Raw genomic sequence first — 20,505 nt, forward strand, 5'->3', positions numbered from 1 at the left:
GGATACACAATGGATTGGGAAGTTGCTTATATGCTGACGGTAGACGGTTTGTCGAATGGCGCTGTCTATTTGCTGGCGGGTATCGGACTGGTAATGGTGTTTTCCGTTACCCGGGTCATTTTTGTGCCTTTTGGCGATGTGGCTGCATTTGCTGCCTTGAGCCTTGCCTCTTTGCAGGCCGGTGTCGCGCCCCCCACTATTGGTCTGGTGATTGTGCTGGCCGTTGTTGCGCTTGCCGTGGAAGTGGTTAGTCTTGCCCGCAGGCACGCGTGGCGTCACGTTCCCAGGGCGATTGTCTGCTGGGGTGTGGCACCGCTGGTGCCGTGTCTGCTGGCCTGGTCGATTGTCGGACGTACTGATTCGATGCTGATCCAGATAGCCGCCGCAGTACTTCTAGTGACGCCCATTATTCCGCTGATTGCACGCATTGCATTGCAACCGATTGCCGATGCCTCATCCCTGATCCTGCTTATTGTCTCGCTGTCCATTCACTTTCTGTTTGTCGGCCTGGGGCTGCTTTTCTTTGGGCCCGAAGGCTTTCGCACTGAGTCGTTTACAGACCTGGATATCGCTCTGTTCGGCAATTTTACACTGAGCGGCCAGGTTGCGTTGACCATTGCAGTCGCCATAGTGTTGAGCATTATGTTCTATCTGTTTTTCGAATTTACTTTAACAGGTAAGGCGCTGCGTGCAACGTCGGTCAATCGGGTGGGCGCGCGCATTGTCGGCATCCGGCCGGTGAAGACGGCCACGCTGGTCTACCTTTTCGCGTCAGTGCTCGCCGGCATGATTGGTGTACTGATTTCACCTGTCAATACCATTTATTACGATTCCGGTTTTATGCTGGGTCTCAAGGCGTTCGTAGGCGCCATTATCGGCGGCATGGTGAGCTATCCGCTGACCATGATCGGATCGCTTGCCGTAGGCATTGTGGAGAGTTTTTCGTCTTTCTGGAATGGAGCGCTCAAAGAAGTCATTGTGTTCGGATTACTGATTCCCGTATTGATGGTTCGTTCGCTGTTGACGGCACATGATGAAGATAACAACGAGGAGATCGACGAATGAAAACGTCCCTGCGCAGTATCGTCGTATTTATGTTGGGAACGCTGTTCATTCTGGGATTGCCCTGGTTTCTGGGCAAGTTTGGTATTTCGCTGATGAACGATATCGGCATCGGCGCCCTGGTCGCTCTCGGCCTGGTGCTGCTTACCGGTGTAGGCGGAGCAACGTCTTTTGGGCAGGCGGCTTTCGTGGGTGTTGCTGCCTATACCACCGCCTATCTGACCACTCACTATGGCCTGTCTGCGTGGACCGGTTTGATCGCAGCCGTCTTGATTACCGCATTGTGCGCGCTGGTCATTGGCTGCATCACACTGCGGTTGGGCGGTCATTTTTTGCCCCTGAGCACAATCGCCTGGGGGCTGTCGATTTCACTGTTGTTCGGCAATATGGACATGCTTGGCCGCAATACCGGTATTACCAATATCCCACCGGTCTCGCTAGGCAGCGTTGAGCTTCTCAATCCATTGCAGATGTATTACCTCATATGGCTGCTGGTTGGGCTTGCGCTGCTGTTTTCGTATTATTTGTTGCGATCCAGGGCGGGGCGGGTCATCCGCAGCTTGCGTGGCGGTTCCATACTGCTGGCCAGTGTGGGCGAAGATGCGTTTGTGATTCGACTCAAATTATTTATCTCCGCTGCCGTATTTGCTGCGCTGGCCGGATGGCTTTATGCACATATGAACCGCTTTGTGAGTCCGTCTCCGTTCGATTTGCATGCCAGTATCAATTACCTGCTGATGGCCATTCTGGGTGGTGTCGGTTTTCTGTCGGGGGCGCTGGTGGGCGCCGCTGGCGTGCTGATCTCGAAAAATTACATCCAGGATATTCTTCCTTTGGTCTCTTCCCGGGGCGGTCAGCTTGAGGCGATTGTGTTCAGTGCGCTCTTTATCCTGCTTTTGCATTTTGCACGCGGAGGCATTATGTCGTTCGTCGCAAGGCGCAAGAGTATGGGGCAGAAAGTTGCGCAGATCGATAAAAAACGCTATGAACTCTCGGGCGAAAAGCCTCTGACCGAAAGGGCCCCGATCGAGGCGGGGACACAAGTGCTGAGCGTGGATGGCGTTGTCCGCCGTTTTGGCGGACTGGTTGCTGTCAATAATGTGAGCTTTACTGTGTCGGCAGGTGAGATCGTAGGATTGATCGGTCCCAATGGGGCAGGTAAGTCCACCATGTTCAATCTTATTACTGGTGTGTTAGGGAAAACGGAAGGACGAATACGCTTTCTGGGCGAAGATGTCACGCACAAATCACAAAGGCAGATTGCACGCCTGGGTGTAGCCAGAACGTTCCAGCATGTCAAGTTGCGGCCTGCCATGAGCGTACTGGACAGTGTGGCGCTTGGTGCCAATATGAGAGGCTCGGCCGGATTTCTGCGTTCGGGTCTGGGCCTGAACCGCGCCGAGGAAAATCGTATTCTGGATCAAGCATATAAACAGCTGGTGCGTATTGGCCTGGATGGCAAAGAGTATACGCCGGCTGGCAAGCTGCCGCTCGGGCTGCAGAGGATACTTGAGATTGCCCGGGCGCTGGCATCTGATCCGGTATTGCTTATCCTGGACGAACCCGCGGCCGGCCTGCGCAAGCACGAAAAGGATGTGTTGGCAACTCTATTGCGCCAATTGAAGGCCGAGGGGCTGACCATATTGATTGTTGAGCACGATATGGATTTCGTGATGAAACTGGTGGATCGCCTGGTTGTGATGAATTTCGGCGCCAAGCTGATCGAAGGGTCGCCGCAGCAAGTGCGTGCCGATAAGAAAGTGCAGGATGCCTACCTGGGAGGGGCCGACCAATGACTAGCCTGCTGAATGTATCGGGATTGAGTGTTTCCTATGGGCATGTGACGGCGGTGCGGAATGTCTCACTGCAGGTGCCGGTTGGCAGCATTGTATCGGTAATCGGGCCAAACGGCGCAGGCAAGACAACGCTGCTGTCGGCCCTGATGGGCCTGCGTCCGTCGCAAGGCGCCGTGACCTATGAAGGTATTGATCTGCAACACATCGATGTTGAGAGCCGTGTTGAACAAGGCATTTGTCTGGTGCCGGAACAGCGCGAACTGTTCGGGCAAATGAGCGTCTACGAGAATTTGTTGCTGGGCGCCTATGCGAAACGCGCCGACAAGACGGGCGTGCGCGTGCGTCTGGATGATGTCTATGCCCGCTTTCCGCGACTGCATGAGAGAAAACAACAGAAGGCATACACGCTCTCGGGCGGTGAGCGGCAAATGCTGGCACTGGGCAGGGCGCTCATGTCTTCCCCCAAATTACTGATGCTGGATGAACCCAGCCTGGGTCTGGCGCCACTGATCGTTCAGGACATTTTGCGAATGGTGGCCAGCCTGCGTGACGATGGTGTGTCGGTGCTGCTGATTGAACAGAATGCGCGCGCTGCCTTGCAAATCTCCGATTTCGGCTATGTGCTGGAAACCGGCGAGATTGCGCTCCAGGGCGCGGCAGCGCAACTGCTGGACGATCCTCGAATCATCCAGCTATATCTGGGCGGCGGGCAGCAATAGCGTCCTCAAGGAATACTGACCTTGTTCTGTTGCAGGTCTTTGGGAATACGTTCATAAACAACGTAATCGTAGTTCATGCCGTTTTCTTCGGGCTGGGCATCGCGTGATGTTTCACGCCACAATTTTTCATCCAGATCTGGGAAAAAGGCATCGCCATCGACAAACTGGTGTATTTCAGTTGCCATTACCTGCTGGGACTTTTCAATGGCCTGGGCGTAAATCTGCTCGCCGCCAATAACGAAAGCCGTATCGCTTTGCTCGAACGCCAGGCCGATGGCTGCGTCCAGCGAGTTCACGACATCGGCGCCCGCGGCGCTCAGATCCTGCTGGCGGGTAATAATGATATTGCGCCTGCCGGGCAGGGGGCGTCCGATAGACTCCCAGGTTTTGCGTCCCATAATAATGGGTTTGCCCATGGTCAGGGTTTTGAAGCGTTTCAGGTCGCCCGGCAGATGCCAGGGCAGGGTGTTGTCCACGCCAATGGCTCGGTTTTCGATGGCATAGGCAACAAGAATAATCAGTGTAGGCATGTCGGTTCCTGTATATGGTGCGCGGGCGGGCAAGTCACGCAGGCTACGTTTGAACGGGCAGGTTCAGACTGCTACCGGTGCCTTGATATGCGGATGAAACTGGTAATCGGCAATCTCGAAATCTTCATATTCATAGTCGAAAATGGAATCGGGTTTGCGATGAATAATCAGCCGTGGAAAGGGGTATGGCGTCCGTGATAATTGCAGTTGTGCCTGCTCGATATGATTGCTGTACAAATGGCAGTCGCCGCCGGTCCAGATGAAGTCGCCTGGTTCCAGGTTGCATTGCTGTGCGACCATATGTGTAAGCAGGGCATAGCTGGCGATATTGAAGGGCACGCCCAGGAAAATATCGGCGCTGCGCTGGTATAGCTGGCAGGACAGTTTGCCATCGGCCACGTAGAACTGGAAGAACGCATGGCAAGGCGGCAGTTTCATTTGCCCGATGTCGGCCACGTTCCAGGCCGAGACGATCAGCCGGCGAGAATCCGGATTTGATTTGATTTGCTCAATGACCTGGGTGATCTGGTCGATATGGCCGCCATCCGGCTTGGGCCAGGAGCGCCATTGCACACCGTAAACCGGCCCCAGATTGCCCTGGGCATCGGCCCATTCATTCCAGATGGTGACGCCGCGTTCCTGCAGCCAGCGCACGTTCGAGTCGCCGCGCAAAAACCACAGCAGCTCAATGAAAATGCTTTTGGTATGCAGTTTCTTGGTGGTGATCAGCGGAAAGCCTTCGGCCAGATTAAAGCGCATCTGATGACCGAACACCGAGCGGGTGCCGGTTCCGGTGCGATCTGTCTTGGCTACGCCATGCTCCATCACATGGCGCATGAAATCTTCATACTGCTGGTTCATCTTTATGCCTCGGCGATCACATAAGCGTGGGTAATGGTTGCTGACTTTTCCAGCATGGCAACGGCAGAACAGTATTTTTCGTGAGACAGGCTGACGGCCCGTTCCACCGCTTTTTCAGGCAGGTTCTTGCCAGTGACAGTGAACACGAAATGGATTTTGGTAAAAATCTTGGGATCGGTCTCGGCGCGTTCGCCCTGTACCGTGACCTGGCAGCGGGTGACCTGGTGCCGGCCGCGTTTTAGAATGAGCACGATGTCGTAGGCCGAGCAGCCACCGGCGCTCACCAGCATCATCTCCATGGGACGGGGCGCCAGATTGTTGCCGCCGCCTTCAGGCGCGCCATCCATGGCAACGGTGTGTCCGCTGCCGGTTGTGGCAACGAACAGCATGCCTTCGGGGCCATTCCATTCGATATTGCATTCCATGATCGTTTCCTGCATTAAATCAAAATCAAATCATAACCCATTGCTACAATAGACAATCGGACAGACTCCACCGGGGTAACAAATCGACCGCCAGCGGCGCCTGCACCGTTCTTTTCCTGTCCTTTCCAACACAGGTTGACTTATGACCGAAAAAGCTATTGTTGTACATGAATTTGACCGTCGTTACTCGCTTGCCGACCGGGTGCTGGCAGAAATCGGGACTGCGCTCGAAGTGCTCTCGGGCGCCTCGCGTGCATCGCGTCCCAATCCTGCTGGTCCGTACATGGCGGCCAGCGCACCCGAGCTGAGCCAGGCCGAAGCCAGGCATGCGGCCGGCCTGATGCGTGTCAATCATGTGGGAGAAGTATGCGCTCAGGCCCTGTATCGCGGGCAGGCGCTTATGTGCAAGGAAACGTCGGTGCGCAAGGTGTTCGAGACGGCTGCGCAGGAAGAGGTGGATCACCTGTCCTGGTGCCGCGATCGCATTCGTGAGCTCAATAGCCACACCAGCCTCCTTAATCCGCTATGGTATGCGGGCTCTTTCGGGCTGGGCGTGCTGGCCAGTGCCGCCGGTCGCGAACGTAACCTGGGTTTCATGGCCGAGACCGAACGCCAGGTCGAAGCGCATCTGGAGCGTCACCTGACCGATCTGCCGGCGCAGGACAGCCGCTCGCGCGCCGTTGTCCAGCAGATGAAGGAAGATGAGGTCCACCATCGTGAAACGGCAGAGCAGCACGGCGGCACGCCATTGCCAATGCCGGTGCGCGGCATCATGACGGCCATGTCCAAAGTCATGACAACGCTGGCCTATCGCGTCTGACTATCGCGTTCGCATGTCGCATCGGAACTGCCTGCGCTAAAGCCTTGCCTCTCGCAGTGCAACGCGCGCAGGGGCGATCCTGCCAAGATATGCGAACTGCCAGGCGCGGAATCCCGGATCGTTCTTGATGGCCGTTACCTTCGCGCTGGCAGGGTGGTGGTGGTCCTGTATTTGTACCTTGTGGATATTGATTTTATGCCCCATTGTTGTGAATACACCACGGCATGTCGGCCCGTCGTGTCTGTTTTCGCCAGCCAGGGCGTAAAATATCCAGACATACCCGCACACCAGCGTAATTACCTATGGACATGCGCGTAGGGTGTGTCTGTTTTGAAACAGATTGAAGTAAATTGGGTGCAAATTCAAACGCTTGACTGATAATTTTCTTGCATCGCACAAAAAAAAGCAGTACTATTTGTCTAACGGATGACGAAATGGTCTTTCGGAAATTCGCAGTAAGCAGTGACAGCAGTTCTGCAGTTCGCCACATTCAAGAATAAGCGTTGGCGCCACAGTAACCGCTAGCATTGCCCGCAATAAGAAAAGGTTGTTTGCTTCTTAATTGCCTGCTGCTTGAGTTTCTTGCCCATTTGTCTTGCCAAGGTTGTCTCCTCCACCCTCCTCCTTTGGTGGATTTAGCCCAAGATCGCAAGGTCTTGGGCTTTTTTTTGTCTGCGAGCCCTGTATCCGGACGGCAAAGCGCAGGCAGTAGGCTGCCCGGAAGCGAGCTAAATTTGTCATAATATGACCGACGGCATTTTTAATGCAGATTAATTATTAAAATTGCCGAATATGAAATGTTATGCCGTTTGTTTCAAACCGGATAGCGCCCGGTCGCTCCGCGTTACTATTGTCGCTTGTTAAGTATTTTGCATTCTGGATCGACTTTGACATTTCCCTGGCAATATCTCTATATCAGCGTTGTCGCCTTTATGGTCGGCGGGCTTATTGTTTTTTCTGAAAGATGGCATGGCCGCTACACCGGCGACTATGATCTGAACAAACCGCAGGCATCCCACAAAAAATCCACCCCCCGTATTGGCGGGCTGGCAGTGTTTGCCGGTACGCTGGCCGGGCTGCTGGTGCTGGGCCGGCCCGATAACATGACGCTCAACTGGCTGTGGCCGGCTTTGTTTGTGGCCTCGATGCCGGTTTTTGTGGCCGGCATACTTGAAGACATTACCAAGGACATTGGCGCGGGCAAGCGCCTGCTGGCTGCGTTCCTGTCTGCCGCCATTGCCTGGTGGTTTTTTGGCGGGGTCAGCCGCGTCAGTATTGACGTTTTCAATTACATTCTGGGCTTTTGGCCGATTTCACTGATCTTTACCGTGATCGCCGTTGGCGGCTGCACCCACGCGCTCAATATTGTGGACGGCATGAATGGTCTGGCCGGTATGGTGGCCATGCTGATGGCCACTTCGATTGCCCTGGTGGCGTATCAGGTAGATGATCTGGCCATTTTTGCCATTGCTCTTGCCATGGCCTCGTCCATCATCGGCTTTTTCGTCTGGAATTTTCCATACGGGCGGGTGTTCCTGGGTGACGGTGGCGCTTACTTTATCGGCTTTATGCTTGCCGAACTGGCTGTGCTGCTGGTGGTGCGCAACCCGTCGGTCTCTCCCTTCTATGCGCTGGCCGTGCTGTTTTATCCTGTTTTCGAAACGCTGTTTTCCATCTGGCGCCGCCGCTTCAAGCGTGGCGTGCCGGTGGACCAGCCCGATGCGCTGCATTTGCACCAGCTCATTTTTCGCCGCCTGGTTCGTGTCACCTTCAACCGCAAGGGGCAGGGCATGGTGCCGGTCATGTGCAACGCGCTCACCTCGCCGTACTTGTGGGTCCTGACATTGATCGGCCTGATCCCGGCGACCTATTACTGGGATAACCCGATCGCATTGTGTATCAGTATGCTGGTATTTGCATCTGTGTATATCTGGCTCTATTCACGGCTGGTGGCCTGGCGCTGCCCGCGCTGGCTACTGCTGCCGTCGGTGTCGCGTCGCCGCTGACCGCATCCGGCCGTCTGCTTTGTTTCATTCCGGTAATACATGCGTGTCGTATCTTCGTCCGTGGTTATCCGGAACTTGTTAAAATTGACACTTGAAATACGTTCCATCACATCTATTTGAATAGCCTTCTGGAGAACTACGTGCAACTTGGCGATATAAAATTAGCGATTGTCGGACTTGGATATGTCGGGCTGCCTCTGGCGGTGGAATTCGGCAAAAAGCGCAGTGTGCTGGGTTTTGATATCAATCAGAAGCGCATCAAAGATTTGCAGGGCGGTGTGGACCACACGCTGGAAGTCTCTTCCGAAGAACTTGCCGAAGCTGACAAACTGGCTTACAGCGCCGATCCGGCTGACCTTGCCAAATGCAATGTGTATATCGTGACCGTGCCAACGCCGATCGACGATTACAAGCAGCCGGACCTGACGCCGCTGATCAAGGCGTCCGAAACCATTGGCAAGGTGCTCAAAAAAGGCGATATCGTCATTTATGAATCGACGGTATACCCCGGAGCAACCGAAGAAGATTGTGTTCCCGTCCTGGAAAAATTCTCCGGCTTAAAGTTTAACGAAGACTTCTTTGCCGGCTACAGCCCCGAGCGCATCAACCCGGGCGACAAGAGCCATCGCGTTTCAACGATCAAGAAAGTCACTTCGGGCTCTACGCCGGAAATTGCCGACCTGGTCAATGACCTGTACAGCGAAATCATTACTGCAGGCACGCACAAGGCATCCAGCATTCGCGTGGCCGAGGCCGCCAAGGTCATTGAAAACACCCAGCGCGATGTGAATATCGCCCTGATCAATGAACTGGCCCTTATTTTCAATAAGATGGGCATTGACACCGAAGCCGTGCTGGAAGCGGCCGGCACCAAATGGAATTTCCTGCCGTTTCGTCCAGGTCTGGTCGGCGGTCACTGCATCGGCGTAGATCCTTACTATCTGACGCACAAGGCGCAGGCCATTGGCTATCACCCGGAAATCATCCTGGCCGGCCGTCGCCTGAACGACTCCATGGGCTCGTATGTGGTATCGCAGCTGGTCAAAGCCATGACCAAGCGTCAGATCCAGGTACAGGGCGCCAAGGTACTGGTCATGGGCCTGACCTTCAAGGAAAACTGCCCCGATCTGCGCAACACGCGTATCGTGGACATCTTGAAGGAGCTGGGCGAGTACAGTATGGATGTAGACGTTTATGATCCGTGGGTTGACCCGGCCGAAGCCGATCACGAATATGGTATTACACCTGTGAAAATGCCGGAAAAGGGCGCCTACGATGCCATTATCCTGGCCGTGTCGCATCATCAGTTTGTGAGCATGGGTGCTGAAGGCATCCGGGCGCTGGGTAAGGCCCAGCATGTACTTTATGACCTTAAATACGTATTGAAGGCCGATCAGGCCGATATTCGACTGTAATCAGAAAGGCAGGTAAGTACGAACAGGCGCTGTCGATGTACATTCGATGGCGGCTGTGTTTTGGCAGCTTCAACCAATAGCAGGTGAAATTTATGACTCAGGCATTCGACAATCTCAAAAACGCCATTCAGGCCGAACCACGCACCTGGCTGGTTACCGGTTGCGCCGGCTTTATCGGTTCCAATCTGCTGGAGACCCTGCTTTTGCTGGATCAGAAAGTAGTGGGCCTGGATAACTTTTCCACGGGTTTTCAGCACAATCTGGACGAAGTGCAGCAAGCGGTCAGCGCACAGCAGTGGACCAACTTCAACTTCATCGAAGGCGATATCCGTGATCTGGATGCCTGCAAGAAAGCCGTTGCCGGCGTAGACTATGTGCTGCATCAGGCAGCGCTGGGTTCCGTGCCACGCAGCCTGGATGATCCCATTACAACGAACGCAGTCAATATCAGCGGTTTTCTGAATATGCTGGTTGCCGCCCGCGAGGCCGGTATCAAGTCGTTTGTTTATGCGGCCTCCAGCTCCACTTACGGCGATCATCCCGATCTGCCGAAAGTAGAAGACAAGATCGGCAATCCCTTGTCTCCGTACGCAGTGACCAAATACGTGAACGAACTGTACGCCAACGTGTTTGCCCGTGCCTATGGTTTCAGCTCCGTGGGCCTGCGTTATTTCAATGTGTTCGGTAAACGCCAGAATCCCGATGGTGCCTATGCCGCCGTGATCCCTAAATGGACCGCGTCCATGATCAAGGGTGAAGACGTGTTCATTAATGGCGACGGCGAAACCAGCCGCGATTTCTGCTTTGTGGAAAACGCTGTGCAGGCCAATCTGCTGGCCGCAGCCAATATGCCGCAAGAGGGCAGCCAGGTGTTTAACGTGGCGGTCAATGCCCGTACCAGCCTGAATGAGCTGTTCTCCCATCTGGCCAGCACGCTGGACAAGAATGGTGTGAAGTACGATAAAAAACCGGTATACCGCGATTTTCGCAGCGGCGACGTTCGTCATTCGCAGGCAGATATCACCAAGGCGCATGACCAGTTGGGGTACAAGCCCACGCACGATATCCTGGAAGGGATCGAAGTGGCGATGCCGTGGTACACCCAGTTCCTGCGTTGATCCTTGAAGCGGGCTATCGGGCGGTTTAAAGGGCTGCATCCTGACCATATGCGTATCGCGCGCGGCGCGATGCGCGTGGCGTTTTTCCTGCTGATCGGCAAGATGGCCGGCGCACTCAAGGAAATGGCGGTAGCGCATCGTTATGGTGTGAGCGAGGTGGTTGACGCCTATCAATTCACCATGACCATGGCGAACTGGCTGCCCATTACCATTGTCGGGGCGTTTTCCATTGTCCTGATCCCCGTGCTGGTCAAGACGCGCTATGCGCCTGGCAGCGAGCGGGTGCAATTTATCCGGGAACTGCAGGGCTGGGTACTGGCCATTGGGGTTGTGACCGGTGTGCTGACCTGGCTGCTGTGGCCCTATATTCTTGATTATTCTGCAGGCAACCTGAGCCAGATGACCAGGCAGCACAGTAGTGAGCTGATCTGGGCCTTTGCGCCGGCAGCCTTGCTCACGCTGTTGATCGGCGTGGGAACATCGCGCCTGCGTGCACACGAGCGGCATGTCAATACCTTGCTGGAAAGCATCCCGGCGCTGATGATACTGGTCTGGATTCTGCTCACGCCGGGCGATGTCAGCGTCATGCCGCTGCTGCTGGGCACGCTGGTCGGCTACGTCATACAGGCAGTCTGGCTGATGGTGCTGGCGCGCAAGGCCGACAATGGCATCTGGGGTGTACCCAGTTTTACGTTCAAGTCGCATCAGTGGCCGTTGTTGCTGAACGCGGCCGGCGTGATGCTGATCGGACAGATCGCCATGAGCTTTGTGGGGCCGCTGGATCAGATTGCCGCAGCCAGCCTTGGAGATAACGCCAACGCGACGCTGGGTTACGCCACACGGTTGCTGTCATTGATTATCGGCCTTGGCGCCGCTTCGGTGGGACGTGCCGCATTGCCGGTGCTGGCCGATGTGCAAAGCCAGGGCGATGCGCTGCGCGCCCGCAATATGGCGCTGAAATGGTCGGTGCTGATGCTGGCGGGCGGCGTGGTTGCGGTGGCGGCATGCTGGGTGCTGGCGCCCTGGATTGTGAAAATCCTGTTCGAAAACGGCGCATTTACGGCCGATGATACGATCGCCGTGGCCAGCGTGCTGCGCTGGGGAATATTGCAGTTGCCATTCTATTTCGGCGTGCTGATCCTGGTGCAACTGATGGCCAGCCAAAACCGCTACAAGCTGATGGCCGCCATCGCCGTAGCCAACTTTGCGCTCAAGGCGGTGCTCAACCAGATTCTGGCCCCCCTGATGGGCGCCGAAGGTATTATGCTGGCAACCAGCTGCATGTATCTGCTGTCTTATATTTGCTATGTCTTTGTGACGCTGACACATGATGTGTCCAAACAATCTACTTCTGAAAAAACAACCGATTGATATGCCTTTGACTTCGACGACCGCAGCGCCAGTCCCCCTGCGAATCATGATTTTCATCCACTCGTTGCATGCCGGCGGAGCGGAGCGGGTGGCCGTCGACTTGGCCAACCAGTGGCATATTCATGGGCACGACGTGATGGTGGTGACCCAGACCGATGCTCGTGGCGACGTTTATGAACTGAACCGGCATGTGGAGCGCGTGGCGCTCAATACAGCGGGTTTGCGTGGCGTGATGGCCAATTTGCGGCGTCTGTACGCCTTGCGCAAAACCATGCAGCGCTACCGGCCCGATATCGTGCTGGGCATGATGACCACCGCGTCGATTCTGTCGATACTGGCATCCGCCGGTCTGCGGTGCCGGGTTATCGCCACCGAGCATACCCATCCGCCATCGCAGAATTTGTCGTCGTTCTGGCTCAAGCTGCGGCGGCGCACGTATCCGCATGCCGCCCAGGTGGTGGCGCTGACCCGCGATACGGCCAGCTGGATCGTCAATCACGTGCCCGGATCGAATATGGCGGTAATACCGAATGCCGTTCACTGGCCGCTGGCCAATGGCGAGCCGCAGGTGCCGCCGCCCCAGCGTAACGGACGCTGCCGCCTACTGGCCGTGGGACGTCTGCATACCGACAAGGGTTTCGATATACTAATTGACTCATTCAGGGATCTGGCTGCCGTGTTTTCCGATTGGGATCTGGTCATCCTGGGTGAGGGGCCCGAGCGCGATCGCCTGCAGGGACAGATTGATGTGGCCGGGCTGGCCGGGCGCATCAGTATGCCTGGCAGGGTAGGCAATATGCAGCAGTGGTACCAGGCTTGTGATATCTATGTCCTGAGCTCGCGGGTAGAAGGCCTGTCCAACAGCCTGCTGGAGGCGATGGCCTGTGGCATGCCCAGTGTGGCATTCGATTGTGAAACCGGGCCGCGCGAGATTATCCGGCCTGATATTGATGGGCTGCTGGTCACGCCGGTAGAAGATCCGCAGGCGCTGGCTGCCGCGCTGTCGGGGCTGATGCAGGACAAGCAGGCTCGTAAAACGCTGGCCAGTCGCGCCGTGGATGTACGTGACCGCTTTTCGATGCGACGCGTGCTGTCTTTGTGGCAAGAGGTATTCAACGATATACAGCATCAGGATAAAAAGGGATAGGCAACGCTTATGTGCGGGATTGTCGGGCTTGTAGGCCGGTTCGAACACAAGGAAACATTACTTGCGCAAAGCTGTGGCCGTATTGCCCACCGCGGGCCGGACAGTCATGGTTTCTGGGAAGATGCCGACAGTGGCGTGGCCTTTGGCCATGTTCGGCTGGCCATTCAGGATCTGTCCGAGCAGGGGCACCAACCCATGGCCAGCGCCGATCAGCGCTTCATGCTGGTGTTCAATGGCGAAATTTATAACCATCCGCAATTGCGCCAGGCGCTGGAGCAGGATGGCTATGCCCATGCCTGGCGCGGGCACTCCGATACGGAAACCATTCTGGCCGGACTGATGGTCTGGGGTGTGCAGGAAACCTTAAAGCGGATGGTCGGCATGTTTGCCATCGCCGTATGGGATCGGCAGACGCGCAATCTGGTACTGGCCCGTGACCGCTTCGGGGAAAAGCCGCTGTATTACGGTTATGCGCCAGATGGCCTGATGTTTGCCTCTGAACTTAAGGCGCTGATGCCTTTGCCGGGTTTTGATGCGCATTTGAATCGTGATGCGATTGCGCTGTTTCTGCGGCATAACTACATTCCTGCGCCCTATAGCGTTTTTACGCAAGTGCGCAAGCTGTTGCCAGGAACCTGGGTCAGCTTGTCGCCGGACCAGATAGACGCAGGTGCGTGGCCCGAACCGCAGCCGTACTGGTCTGCGCTGGAAGTGGCCCGTTCGCAGCCGCGTGCGCAATTTGCGCGGGATGATGATGCGGTCGATGGCCTGGATCGCGTGCTGCGTCAGGCGATTCGCGGGCAGTTGCTCTCGGATGTGCCGCTGGGCGCGTTTTTATCCGGCGGCATTGATTCTTCCCTGATTGCCAGTTTGACCCGGGAAGAGGCCTCGGGCACGCTCAAGACATTTTCCATCGGCTTTACCGAACCGGAATACAACGAAGCCGAATATGCAGCCGAGGTGGCCCGCCATCTGGGCACAGACCATACTGAGCTGTATGTCAGCGCCCAGGATAGCCTGGATCTGATTCCCGCGCTGCCGCAGATGTATGACGAACCGTTTGCCGACTCCTCGCAGATTCCGACCGCGCTGGTAATGCGCATGGCCAAGCAGCAGGTGACGGTGGCGCTCTCGGGCGATGCCGGTGACGAACTCTTTGGCGGCTATTCCCGTTACAAACGGGTGCAGCAGTGGTGGGGCAAGCGCGAGCGTGTGCCAGCGGGCCTGCAGGCCCCCCTGCGTGCTGGCGCGCGGGTTGCTGCCAGTCTGCTATCGGGGCCGCGTGCAGAAAAATTCGGCAAGCTTGAACAGGTGCTGGGGGCGGACAATATGGTCGCGTTCTACCGGCAGTTTGTTTCGTACTGGCAGGATCCGGCCAGCATGGTCAAGGGCGCGACCGAACCGGTCAGCGCCTTTTCACAGGCCCCTTTGGATAGTCTGCTGGATACGATGATGGCCATCGATACCGTGTCGTATCTGCCGGATGATATTCTGGTCAAGGTGGACCGGGCGGCCATGGCCGTTTCCCTGGAAACCCGTGTGCCGCTGCTGGATCACCGGGTATATGAATTTGCCTGGAGTCTGGACGAAAAATACAAGCTGCGCGGCAACGACAGCAAGTGGATTCTCAAGCAATTGCTCTACCGTCACGTGCCCGCGCAGATGCTGGACCGGCCCAAGAAAGGGTTTTCCGTGCCCATGGGGCAGTGGCTCAGGGGGCCGCTGCGCCAATGGGGCGAACAGTTGCTGGCATTGCCGCGTCTTGAGGCACAGAACCTGCTGGATGCGCAACGCGTGCGCGAGGCTTGGACGCAGCATCTAAGCGGGCAGGTGGACAACAGTGCGCGCTTGTGGGGTATCCTGATGCTGCAGGCCTGGCTGGATGAATACGGAATCAAACCATGAAAATCATTAACTGCAGCGGTAAGGAGTAGCCCATGCGAATCCTGTTACTTGTCAGTTCCATGAATGCCGGTGGCGCAGAGCGGGTAGCCGCATCGCTGGTCAACGCCTGGGTCAAGGAAGGCCATGAGGTGTGTCTGATGCCCACTTTTTCACGGGGTACGGGCCAATCGTTCTATCCGCTGGATCCCGGCGTGCGTCAGGTCTGGGTGGCCCGGCATCTGAGCGGCCCGGGCATGTTTCGTACACTGGCCAAGCCGCTGATCCTGCGGCGCCTGATTCAGGACGAAGCGCCCGATGTGATCGTATCGTTCTTAACGAATGTGAATGTGATGGTGCTGGCTGCCACCAAGGGCCTGGGCATTCCGGTCATTGTGTGCGAAAGAACCAATCCGGCTGCCAGCAAGAATATCAGCAACGTGCTGGCACGCGCGCGGCGCCTGCTGTATCCGCAGGCCGATGCCGTTATGCTGCAGACCCAGCAGGCCGCCGAGGTTTTTGCCCGAGTCGTGCCCGGCTTGCAGCATGTGGCAGTCATTCCCAATCCGCTGCCGCCGGCACTGGAGTCGGCCGCCCGGGCGGTGGACGATACCGGCAGGGTCTCGTATGTGTCCGAGTCCGCCGGCATGGCGTCCGATGAGGACACCGCCAGCGCAGCAACGTCGTCTGTTCGGCAAGCACAAGCAAGTGCGCGCAAGCAATTGTGCGCCATGGGCCGCTTTGTTGCCACCAAGCGCTTTGAAATGTTGATTGATGTCTTTGCCCGGCTGGCGCCGCAGGTGCCCGACTGGGACCTGACGATCTGGGGCGAAGGACCGCTGCTGAGTCTGCTGCAGGAAAAAGTGCGCAAGCTGGGTTTGCAGGATCGCATCCATCTGCCGGGTAAAACCGATCAGCCCTGGGAGGCAATCAGTCGCGCCGATGCGTTTGTGATGACCTCTGAAGTGGAAGGGTTTCCCAATGTATTGCTCGAATCCATGGCGCTGGGCCTGCCTTGCGTGACCATGGATTGCCCCAGCGGGCCTGCCGAACTGTCCAGAGACGGGCGTGACGCCATTCTGGTCGGGCTCTCCGATGTGGACGCCCTGCAGGAAGCGCTGCATCAGGTTATGACAGATGAAATACTACGGCGCGAGCTGGGTCATCGCGCCACGATCTCGGTACGTGATCGGTACAGTCTGGCTGCGGTACTGGAGCAATGGCAGTTCCTGTTTGATGCGGTGCTGGGCAAGTCGCGGGTAAAGCCGGCAACGCCGACGGAGTCGCAATAATGACTGCATCGTCGCAGCCCGCAGGCGCGGCTGGCGCCATGAGCCAATCTGCCGGGCCGGATTCGTCTGTATCGGCGCCGGTCGTCGCAGCGCCGACAGATGATGCCAACGCAACTGCAGCAACAACAGCAGCGCCTGCGCGCAAATTGCATGTGGTACACGTGATCAGTGGCCTGGGCCAGGGTGGTGCTGAAGCAGTGCTCAACCGCTTGCTGATGGCGCCCTCAAACACAATTGAGCATACGCTGGTCAGCTTTACCGATGACGGATTGTACGGCGCCGGCCTGCGCGATGCGGGCATCAACGTTATTACACTTGACATGAAACCCGGCAAGATCACGCCGCGCGACTTTGTGGCGCTGCGCCGTGAACTGATCAGGCTGCGGCCCGACGTGGTGCAGACCTGGATGTATCACGCCGATGCGATTGCCGGACTGGCAGCACGAACCGCCGGGATCCGGCATATTGCCTGGGGCATACGCAATTCCGGCGAAAACCTCAAGAGCAGCAGCAAGTCTGCCTGGCTGCTGGCGCGCTTTTGCGGGTTGGTTTCTGGCTGGCTGCCGCAAACCATTGTTTGCTGCGCGCAAGGCGCCCGGGCGCGGCATGAGCAATGGGGTTACGATGCAGACAAAATGGTAGTGATACAGAACGGCTATGACCTGACGCGCTGGCAGCCGGATGCGCAGGCCCGCGAGCGCCTGCGGCAGCAGTGGCAACTGGCGCCCGATGCGCGGGTGATCGGTTTTGTGGCGCGCTTTAATCCGCTCAAGGACCATCGCAGCCTGATTGCCGCGCTGGCCCAGTGCAAGAAAAACGGGCTGGCCCTGCATTGTGTGCTGGTCGGCAAAGGGCTGGATACAGACAACGCTCAATTGATGCAATGGTTGCGCGAGGCCGATGTGGTCGATCAGGTCATTCTGCTGGGCATGCGCGATGATGTGCCCGCGGTCATGAATGCACTTGATGTACATGTGCTCTCCAGCCTGGCAGAGGGCTTTCCGAATGTGGTGGCCGAGGCAATGGCTTGCGGCGTCCCTGGCGTGGTGACCGATGTTGGCGATGCCGCCGTGATTGTCGGTGAGACCGGCTGGGTGGTGCCGCCGCAGAACCCGACAGCGCTGGCCGACGCGATCGGCCAGGCGTTTGCCGCCATCGATGCGCAGGGCCGTGACGTGATCGCCGCAAGGGTGCGCGCCCGGGTGCTGCAGGAGTTCAGCCTGCCCAAGATGATTGAACGATATGAACAGACCTGGCGGGCGATGGTTGCCGATGCGCGCTGATTCAACGAATAGGGACCCAGTACTATGACACAGCAGAACTCGCCCCGCTCCCTGATGTTTGTGGTGAATAATCCTGCCTTTTTTCTGTCGCATCGTTTGCCCATCGCACTGGCGGCAAAGGAACAGGGCTATGAGGTCAGGGTGGCGACCATGGACGGCGCCGCCGTGCAGGCCATCAAATCCCATGGACTGACGCACCATGTGTTGCCGATGTCGCGCAGCGGCATGAACCCGCTGGCCGAACTCAAAACGCTTTACGCCATCTATCAGTTATTCCGGCGGGTGCGGCCCGATATTGTGCATCTGGTCACGATCAAACCCGTGTTGTACGGCGGCATTGCCGCAAGGCTTGCGGGTGTGAAGGGCGTGGTCTCTGCGATCTCGGGCCTGGGGTTTATTTTTACGCGCGAGCACAAGGGCATCGACTGGGTCAGGTTGATTACCCAGCAGCTCTATCGCTTTGCGCTGGGGCATCGCAACAGCCGTGTTATTTTCCAGAACCGCAATGATCGCGATATCCTGAGCCGTATTGGCGCAGTCAGAGATGAACAGGTGGTGATGATTCGAGGCTCGGGTGTGGATCTTGAACAGTATGCCGCGGCGCCTGAGCCACCGCTGCCGGTCCGGATTATTTTTGTGGCGCGGCTGCTGCGCGATAAAGGCGTGCTGGAATATGTGGAAGCGGCCGACATGTCGCGACGCGATGGCAAGCCCTATCGCTGGCTTGTGGTGGGCAATCCCGATCCGGGCAACCCGGCATCGGTCACGCAGCAAGAGGCCAATGCCTGGGGCGAGCGCGTGCAATGGCTGGGCGAGCGCAGCGATATTGCTGCGCTGTATGCCGATTCTCATATTGTGGTGCTGCCGTCATACCGGGAGGGGTTGCCCAAGTCACTGGTTGAGGCCGCTGCCTGTGGACGTGCCGTGATTACGACCGACGTGCCGGGATGCCGGGATGCGATTGAGGCCGGTCAGACCGGCGTGCTGGTGCCGGTCCGGGATGCAGGCGCCATTTATGAGGCGGTCTGCGATTTGGCAGAGAATACGCAAAAGCGTCAGGCCATGGGCCAGGCAGGGCGGGCGCTGGCGCAGGAGGCCTTCGATATCCGCAAGGTGGTGCAGGCGCATCTGGATATTTACCAGGCGCTAAGCCGCTAGGCTGCTGATACCAACCAAGGGCCCGGGATTGCCGGCGCCTGCTTTTGCCAAAGCTTGCTTAAAGCCGCTGGCCCAGGCCCGGCATCATAAAACAATCAGAATGGCAGCGCCGCGCCGGGCGCAAACTGGGCGAACACCGCCTTGAACTCTGCACGGATGCGATCAATCGCCTGCTGCGTCTCACCTTCAAACCGCAACACAATCACAGGTGTGGTATTGGATGCACGCGCCAGGCCAAAGCCGTCTTCATATTCGGCGCGCACGCCATCAATGGTGTTAACGCTGGTGGCGCCGGGAAAATGCGCCTTTTCCTGCAGGGTCTTGATCAGCGAATATTGCTGGCCTTCTTCCATTTCCAGCTTGAGTTCCGGCGTGGAAATGCCTTCGGGCAGAGCATCAAGTACGGCCGTGGGGTTGGCATCGCGCGAGAGGATTTCCAGTAGGCGCGCGCCGGTATACAGGCCGTCATCAAAGCCGAACCAGCGCTCCTTGAAGAACACATGCCCGCTCATTTCACCTGCAATAGGGGCACCGGTTTCCGCCAGCTTTGCCTTGATCAGCGAATGACCGGTGCGCCACATGAGCGGCACGCCGCCGGCAGCCTTGACAGAGGCCGTGACATGACGGCTGCATTTGACGTCATAGATAATGGTGGCGCCTGGTTGGCGCGCAAGAATATCGCGGGCAAATAGAATCAGCTGACGGTCTGGCCAGATGATGCTGCCGCTGCGGGTGACAACGCCCAGGCGATCGCCGTCGCCATCGAAGGCCAGGCCGATTTCGCAGTCGGTTTCCTGCAGGGTGCGTTGCAGGTCTTCCAGGTTATGGGGATCGGCCGGGTCCGGGTGGTGATTGGGAAAGGTGCCATCCACATCGCAAAACAGCTCGGTGACGTCGCAACCGAGCGCACGAAACAGTTTGGTTGCCGCCACGCCACCCACGCCGTTGCCACAATCGATGGCAATTTTCATCGGGCGGGCCAGCTTGACGTCCGACACAATCCGTTCGATATACGTCTGGACGATATCCTTGCTATGCGCAACGCCTCTGGCGGCAGCGACCGGTTCCGATTGCAGCGCCTGCATTTGCTCGCGCAGGGCCAGCACGTCGTCGCCGTACAGGGCCTTGCCGCCGATCATCATTTTGAAGCCGTTGTATTTTGGCGGGTTATGGCTGCCGGTAATGGCAACGGCGGCGCCGATATTTTCGGAGTAGGATTCGAAGTACACCAGTGGCGTGGGCACCATGCCGATATCTACCGTATCAATGCCTTCATCCAGGATGCCCTTTTGCAGGGAGGCAGACAAGTCGGGGCTGGACAGGCGACCATCATAGCCCACCACGATCCGATCCGTGCCGCAGGCGCGTGCACGCCGGGCCAGCGCGCGCCCCAGCAGGTAGGCAAACGAGGCATTGAGCTGTTCAGGCACAATACCACGAATGTCATAAGCCTTGAATACGGATTGGGGAAGCGCTGGGGTCATGGGTTGTCCTGGTGAAGGCGGTTGCAGCCGTTGCGTTAGGCAAGCGGCGGGTACTAGCCACTATTTTCGGTAGAATGTGAACTGTATTATACGTCTGTTGCCAAAGCGGGCTGGTGGGAATCTGTCCGCCTGCCCAT

At 57.3% G+C, this 20,505-nt stretch carries 17 protein-coding genes; 13 read left to right on the forward strand and 4 right to left on the reverse strand.

Annotated features, from left to right (window positions below; translation table 11 throughout):
* The first annotated feature begins 9 nt into the window (after positions 1–9).
* The 3 genes from EV681_RS15635 to EV681_RS15645 are packed head-to-tail and all read left to right on the forward strand — an operon-like array spanning position 10 to position 3,577.
* On the forward strand, positions 10–1,065 hold the full coding sequence (locus tag EV681_RS15635) for a branched-chain amino acid ABC transporter permease (protein ID WP_130304511.1): 1,056 nt from the start codon (positions 10–12) through the stop codon (positions 1,063–1,065).
* Positions 1,062–2,858 carry a branched-chain amino acid ABC transporter ATP-binding protein/permease gene (locus EV681_RS15640; RefSeq protein WP_130304512.1) on the forward strand — a complete coding sequence of 599 codons (1,797 nt, stop codon included), beginning with the start codon at positions 1,062–1,064 and terminating at the stop codon, positions 2,856–2,858. The genes EV681_RS15635 and EV681_RS15640 overlap by 4 nt, the downstream gene beginning before the upstream one ends.
* On the forward strand, positions 2,855–3,577 hold the full coding sequence (locus EV681_RS15645; protein WP_130304513.1) for an ABC transporter ATP-binding protein: 723 nt from the start codon (positions 2,855–2,857) through the stop codon (positions 3,575–3,577). Before EV681_RS15640 ends, EV681_RS15645 begins: the two co-directional genes overlap by 4 nt.
* Positions 3,578–3,582: 5 nt before the next feature.
* On the opposite strand, the gene EV681_RS15650 is transcribed toward EV681_RS15645, so the two are convergent.
* The 3 genes from EV681_RS15650 to EV681_RS15660 all read right to left on the reverse strand — a co-directional run bounded on the left by EV681_RS15650 (position 3,583) and on the right by EV681_RS15660 (position 5,393).
* Positions 3,583–4,107 (reverse strand): dihydrofolate reductase, encoded by a 525-nt coding sequence (locus EV681_RS15650; protein WP_130304514.1) that lies wholly within the window; start codon positions 4,105–4,107, stop codon positions 3,583–3,585.
* Positions 4,108–4,170: 63 nt separating this feature from the next.
* Positions 4,171–4,968 carry a thymidylate synthase gene (locus tag EV681_RS15655; protein WP_130304515.1) on the reverse strand — a complete coding sequence of 266 codons (798 nt, stop codon included), beginning with the start codon at positions 4,966–4,968 and terminating at the stop codon, positions 4,171–4,173.
* A 2-nt stretch (positions 4,969–4,970) separates the two neighbouring features.
* Entirely contained in the window at positions 4,971–5,393 is a 423-nt protein-coding gene (locus EV681_RS15660; protein ID WP_014751933.1) for an OsmC family protein, read from the reverse strand.
* Positions 5,394–5,535: 142 nt separating this feature from the next.
* On the opposite strand from EV681_RS15660, the gene coq7 reads away from it, so the two are divergent.
* From coq7 to EV681_RS15710, 10 genes are all read left to right on the forward strand, one after another.
* Positions 5,536–6,213, forward strand: coding sequence for a 2-polyprenyl-3-methyl-6-methoxy-1,4-benzoquinone monooxygenase (coq7, locus tag EV681_RS15665; protein ID WP_128396686.1), 678 nt, complete (start codon positions 5,536–5,538; stop codon positions 6,211–6,213).
* Between the two features lie 932 nt (positions 6,214–7,145).
* On the forward strand, positions 7,146–8,219 hold the full coding sequence (locus EV681_RS15670) for an MraY family glycosyltransferase (protein ID WP_128396774.1): 1,074 nt from the start codon (positions 7,146–7,148) through the stop codon (positions 8,217–8,219).
* Positions 8,220–8,359: 140 nt separating this feature from the next.
* On the forward strand, positions 8,360–9,634 hold the full coding sequence (gene tviB, locus EV681_RS15675; protein WP_128396687.1) for a Vi polysaccharide biosynthesis UDP-N-acetylglucosamine C-6 dehydrogenase TviB: 1,275 nt from the start codon (positions 8,360–8,362) through the stop codon (positions 9,632–9,634).
* Positions 9,635–9,726: 92 nt separating this feature from the next.
* The gene (locus tag EV681_RS15680) at positions 9,727–10,752 is read left to right on the forward strand and encodes an SDR family oxidoreductase (protein ID WP_130304516.1); all 1,026 of its coding nucleotides are present in this window, start codon (positions 9,727–9,729) and stop codon (positions 10,750–10,752) included.
* A gap of 3 nt (positions 10,753–10,755) precedes the next feature.
* On the forward strand, positions 10,756–12,123 hold the full coding sequence (murJ, locus tag EV681_RS15685; protein WP_423191208.1) for a murein biosynthesis integral membrane protein MurJ: 1,368 nt from the start codon (positions 10,756–10,758) through the stop codon (positions 12,121–12,123).
* A 46-nt stretch (positions 12,124–12,169) separates the two neighbouring features.
* Positions 12,170–13,270 carry a glycosyltransferase family 4 protein gene (locus EV681_RS15690; protein WP_130304644.1) on the forward strand — a complete coding sequence of 367 codons (1,101 nt, stop codon included), beginning with the start codon at positions 12,170–12,172 and terminating at the stop codon, positions 13,268–13,270.
* Positions 13,271–13,279: 9 nt separating this feature from the next.
* Positions 13,280–15,175 (forward strand): asparagine synthase (glutamine-hydrolyzing), encoded by a 1,896-nt coding sequence (asnB, locus tag EV681_RS15695; RefSeq protein WP_130304518.1) that lies wholly within the window; start codon positions 13,280–13,282, stop codon positions 15,173–15,175.
* Between the two features lie 32 nt (positions 15,176–15,207).
* Positions 15,208–16,443, forward strand: a complete 1,236-nt coding sequence (locus EV681_RS15700; protein WP_130304519.1) for a glycosyltransferase family 4 protein — start codon at positions 15,208–15,210, stop codon at positions 16,441–16,443.
* Complete coding sequence (locus EV681_RS15705) at positions 16,443–17,726, forward strand: glycosyltransferase family 4 protein (RefSeq protein ID WP_242612275.1); 1,284 nt, start codon at positions 16,443–16,445, stop codon at positions 17,724–17,726. The genes EV681_RS15700 and EV681_RS15705 overlap by 1 nt, the downstream gene beginning before the upstream one ends.
* 24 nt (positions 17,727–17,750) lie before the next feature.
* Positions 17,751–18,884: a glycosyltransferase family 4 protein gene (locus EV681_RS15710; RefSeq protein ID WP_130304520.1), complete on the forward strand. Its 1,134-nt coding sequence runs from the start codon at positions 17,751–17,753 to the stop codon at positions 18,882–18,884.
* 95 nt (positions 18,885–18,979) lie between these two features.
* Here EV681_RS15710 and EV681_RS15715 read toward each other — a convergent pair whose 3' ends face one another.
* Positions 18,980–20,368, reverse strand: a complete 1,389-nt coding sequence (locus EV681_RS15715) for a phosphomannomutase/phosphoglucomutase (protein WP_130304521.1) — start codon at positions 20,366–20,368, stop codon at positions 18,980–18,982.
* Positions 20,369–20,505: the final 137 nt, after the last annotated feature.

This window comes from Advenella incenata (genome assembly GCF_004217095.1).
GTDB classification, from domain to species: Bacteria; Pseudomonadota; Gammaproteobacteria; order Burkholderiales; family Burkholderiaceae_B; genus Advenella; species Advenella incenata.

Coding starts and splice junctions, on each gene's coding strand:
- EV681_RS15635 (WP_130304511.1), top strand. CDS start 10: ATGGATTGGGAAGTTGCTTATATGCTGACGGTAGACGGTTTGTCGAAT.
- EV681_RS15640 (WP_130304512.1), top strand. CDS start 1,062: ATGAAAACGTCCCTGCGCAGTATCGTCGTATTTATGTTGGGAACGCTG.
- EV681_RS15645 (WP_130304513.1), top strand. CDS start 2,855: ATGACTAGCCTGCTGAATGTATCGGGATTGAGTGTTTCCTATGGGCAT.
- EV681_RS15650 (WP_130304514.1), bottom strand. CDS start 4,107: ATGCCTACACTGATTATTCTTGTTGCCTATGCCATCGAAAACCGAGCC.
- EV681_RS15655 (WP_130304515.1), bottom strand. CDS start 4,968: ATGAACCAGCAGTATGAAGATTTCATGCGCCATGTGATGGAGCATGGC.
- EV681_RS15660 (WP_014751933.1), bottom strand. CDS start 5,393: ATGGAATGCAATATCGAATGGAATGGCCCCGAAGGCATGCTGTTCGTT.
- coq7 (WP_128396686.1), top strand. CDS start 5,536: ATGACCGAAAAAGCTATTGTTGTACATGAATTTGACCGTCGTTACTCG.
- EV681_RS15670 (WP_128396774.1), top strand. CDS start 7,146: ATGGTCGGCGGGCTTATTGTTTTTTCTGAAAGATGGCATGGCCGCTAC.
- EV681_RS15680 (WP_130304516.1), top strand. CDS start 9,727: ATGACTCAGGCATTCGACAATCTCAAAAACGCCATTCAGGCCGAACCA.
- EV681_RS15690 (WP_130304644.1), top strand. CDS start 12,170: ATGATTTTCATCCACTCGTTGCATGCCGGCGGAGCGGAGCGGGTGGCC.
- asnB (WP_130304518.1), top strand. CDS start 13,280: ATGTGCGGGATTGTCGGGCTTGTAGGCCGGTTCGAACACAAGGAAACA.
- EV681_RS15700 (WP_130304519.1), top strand. CDS start 15,208: ATGCGAATCCTGTTACTTGTCAGTTCCATGAATGCCGGTGGCGCAGAG.
- EV681_RS15705 (WP_242612275.1), top strand. CDS start 16,443: ATGACTGCATCGTCGCAGCCCGCAGGCGCGGCTGGCGCCATGAGCCAA.
- EV681_RS15710 (WP_130304520.1), top strand. CDS start 17,751: ATGACACAGCAGAACTCGCCCCGCTCCCTGATGTTTGTGGTGAATAAT.
- EV681_RS15715 (WP_130304521.1), bottom strand. CDS start 20,368: ATGACCCCAGCGCTTCCCCAATCCGTATTCAAGGCTTATGACATTCGT.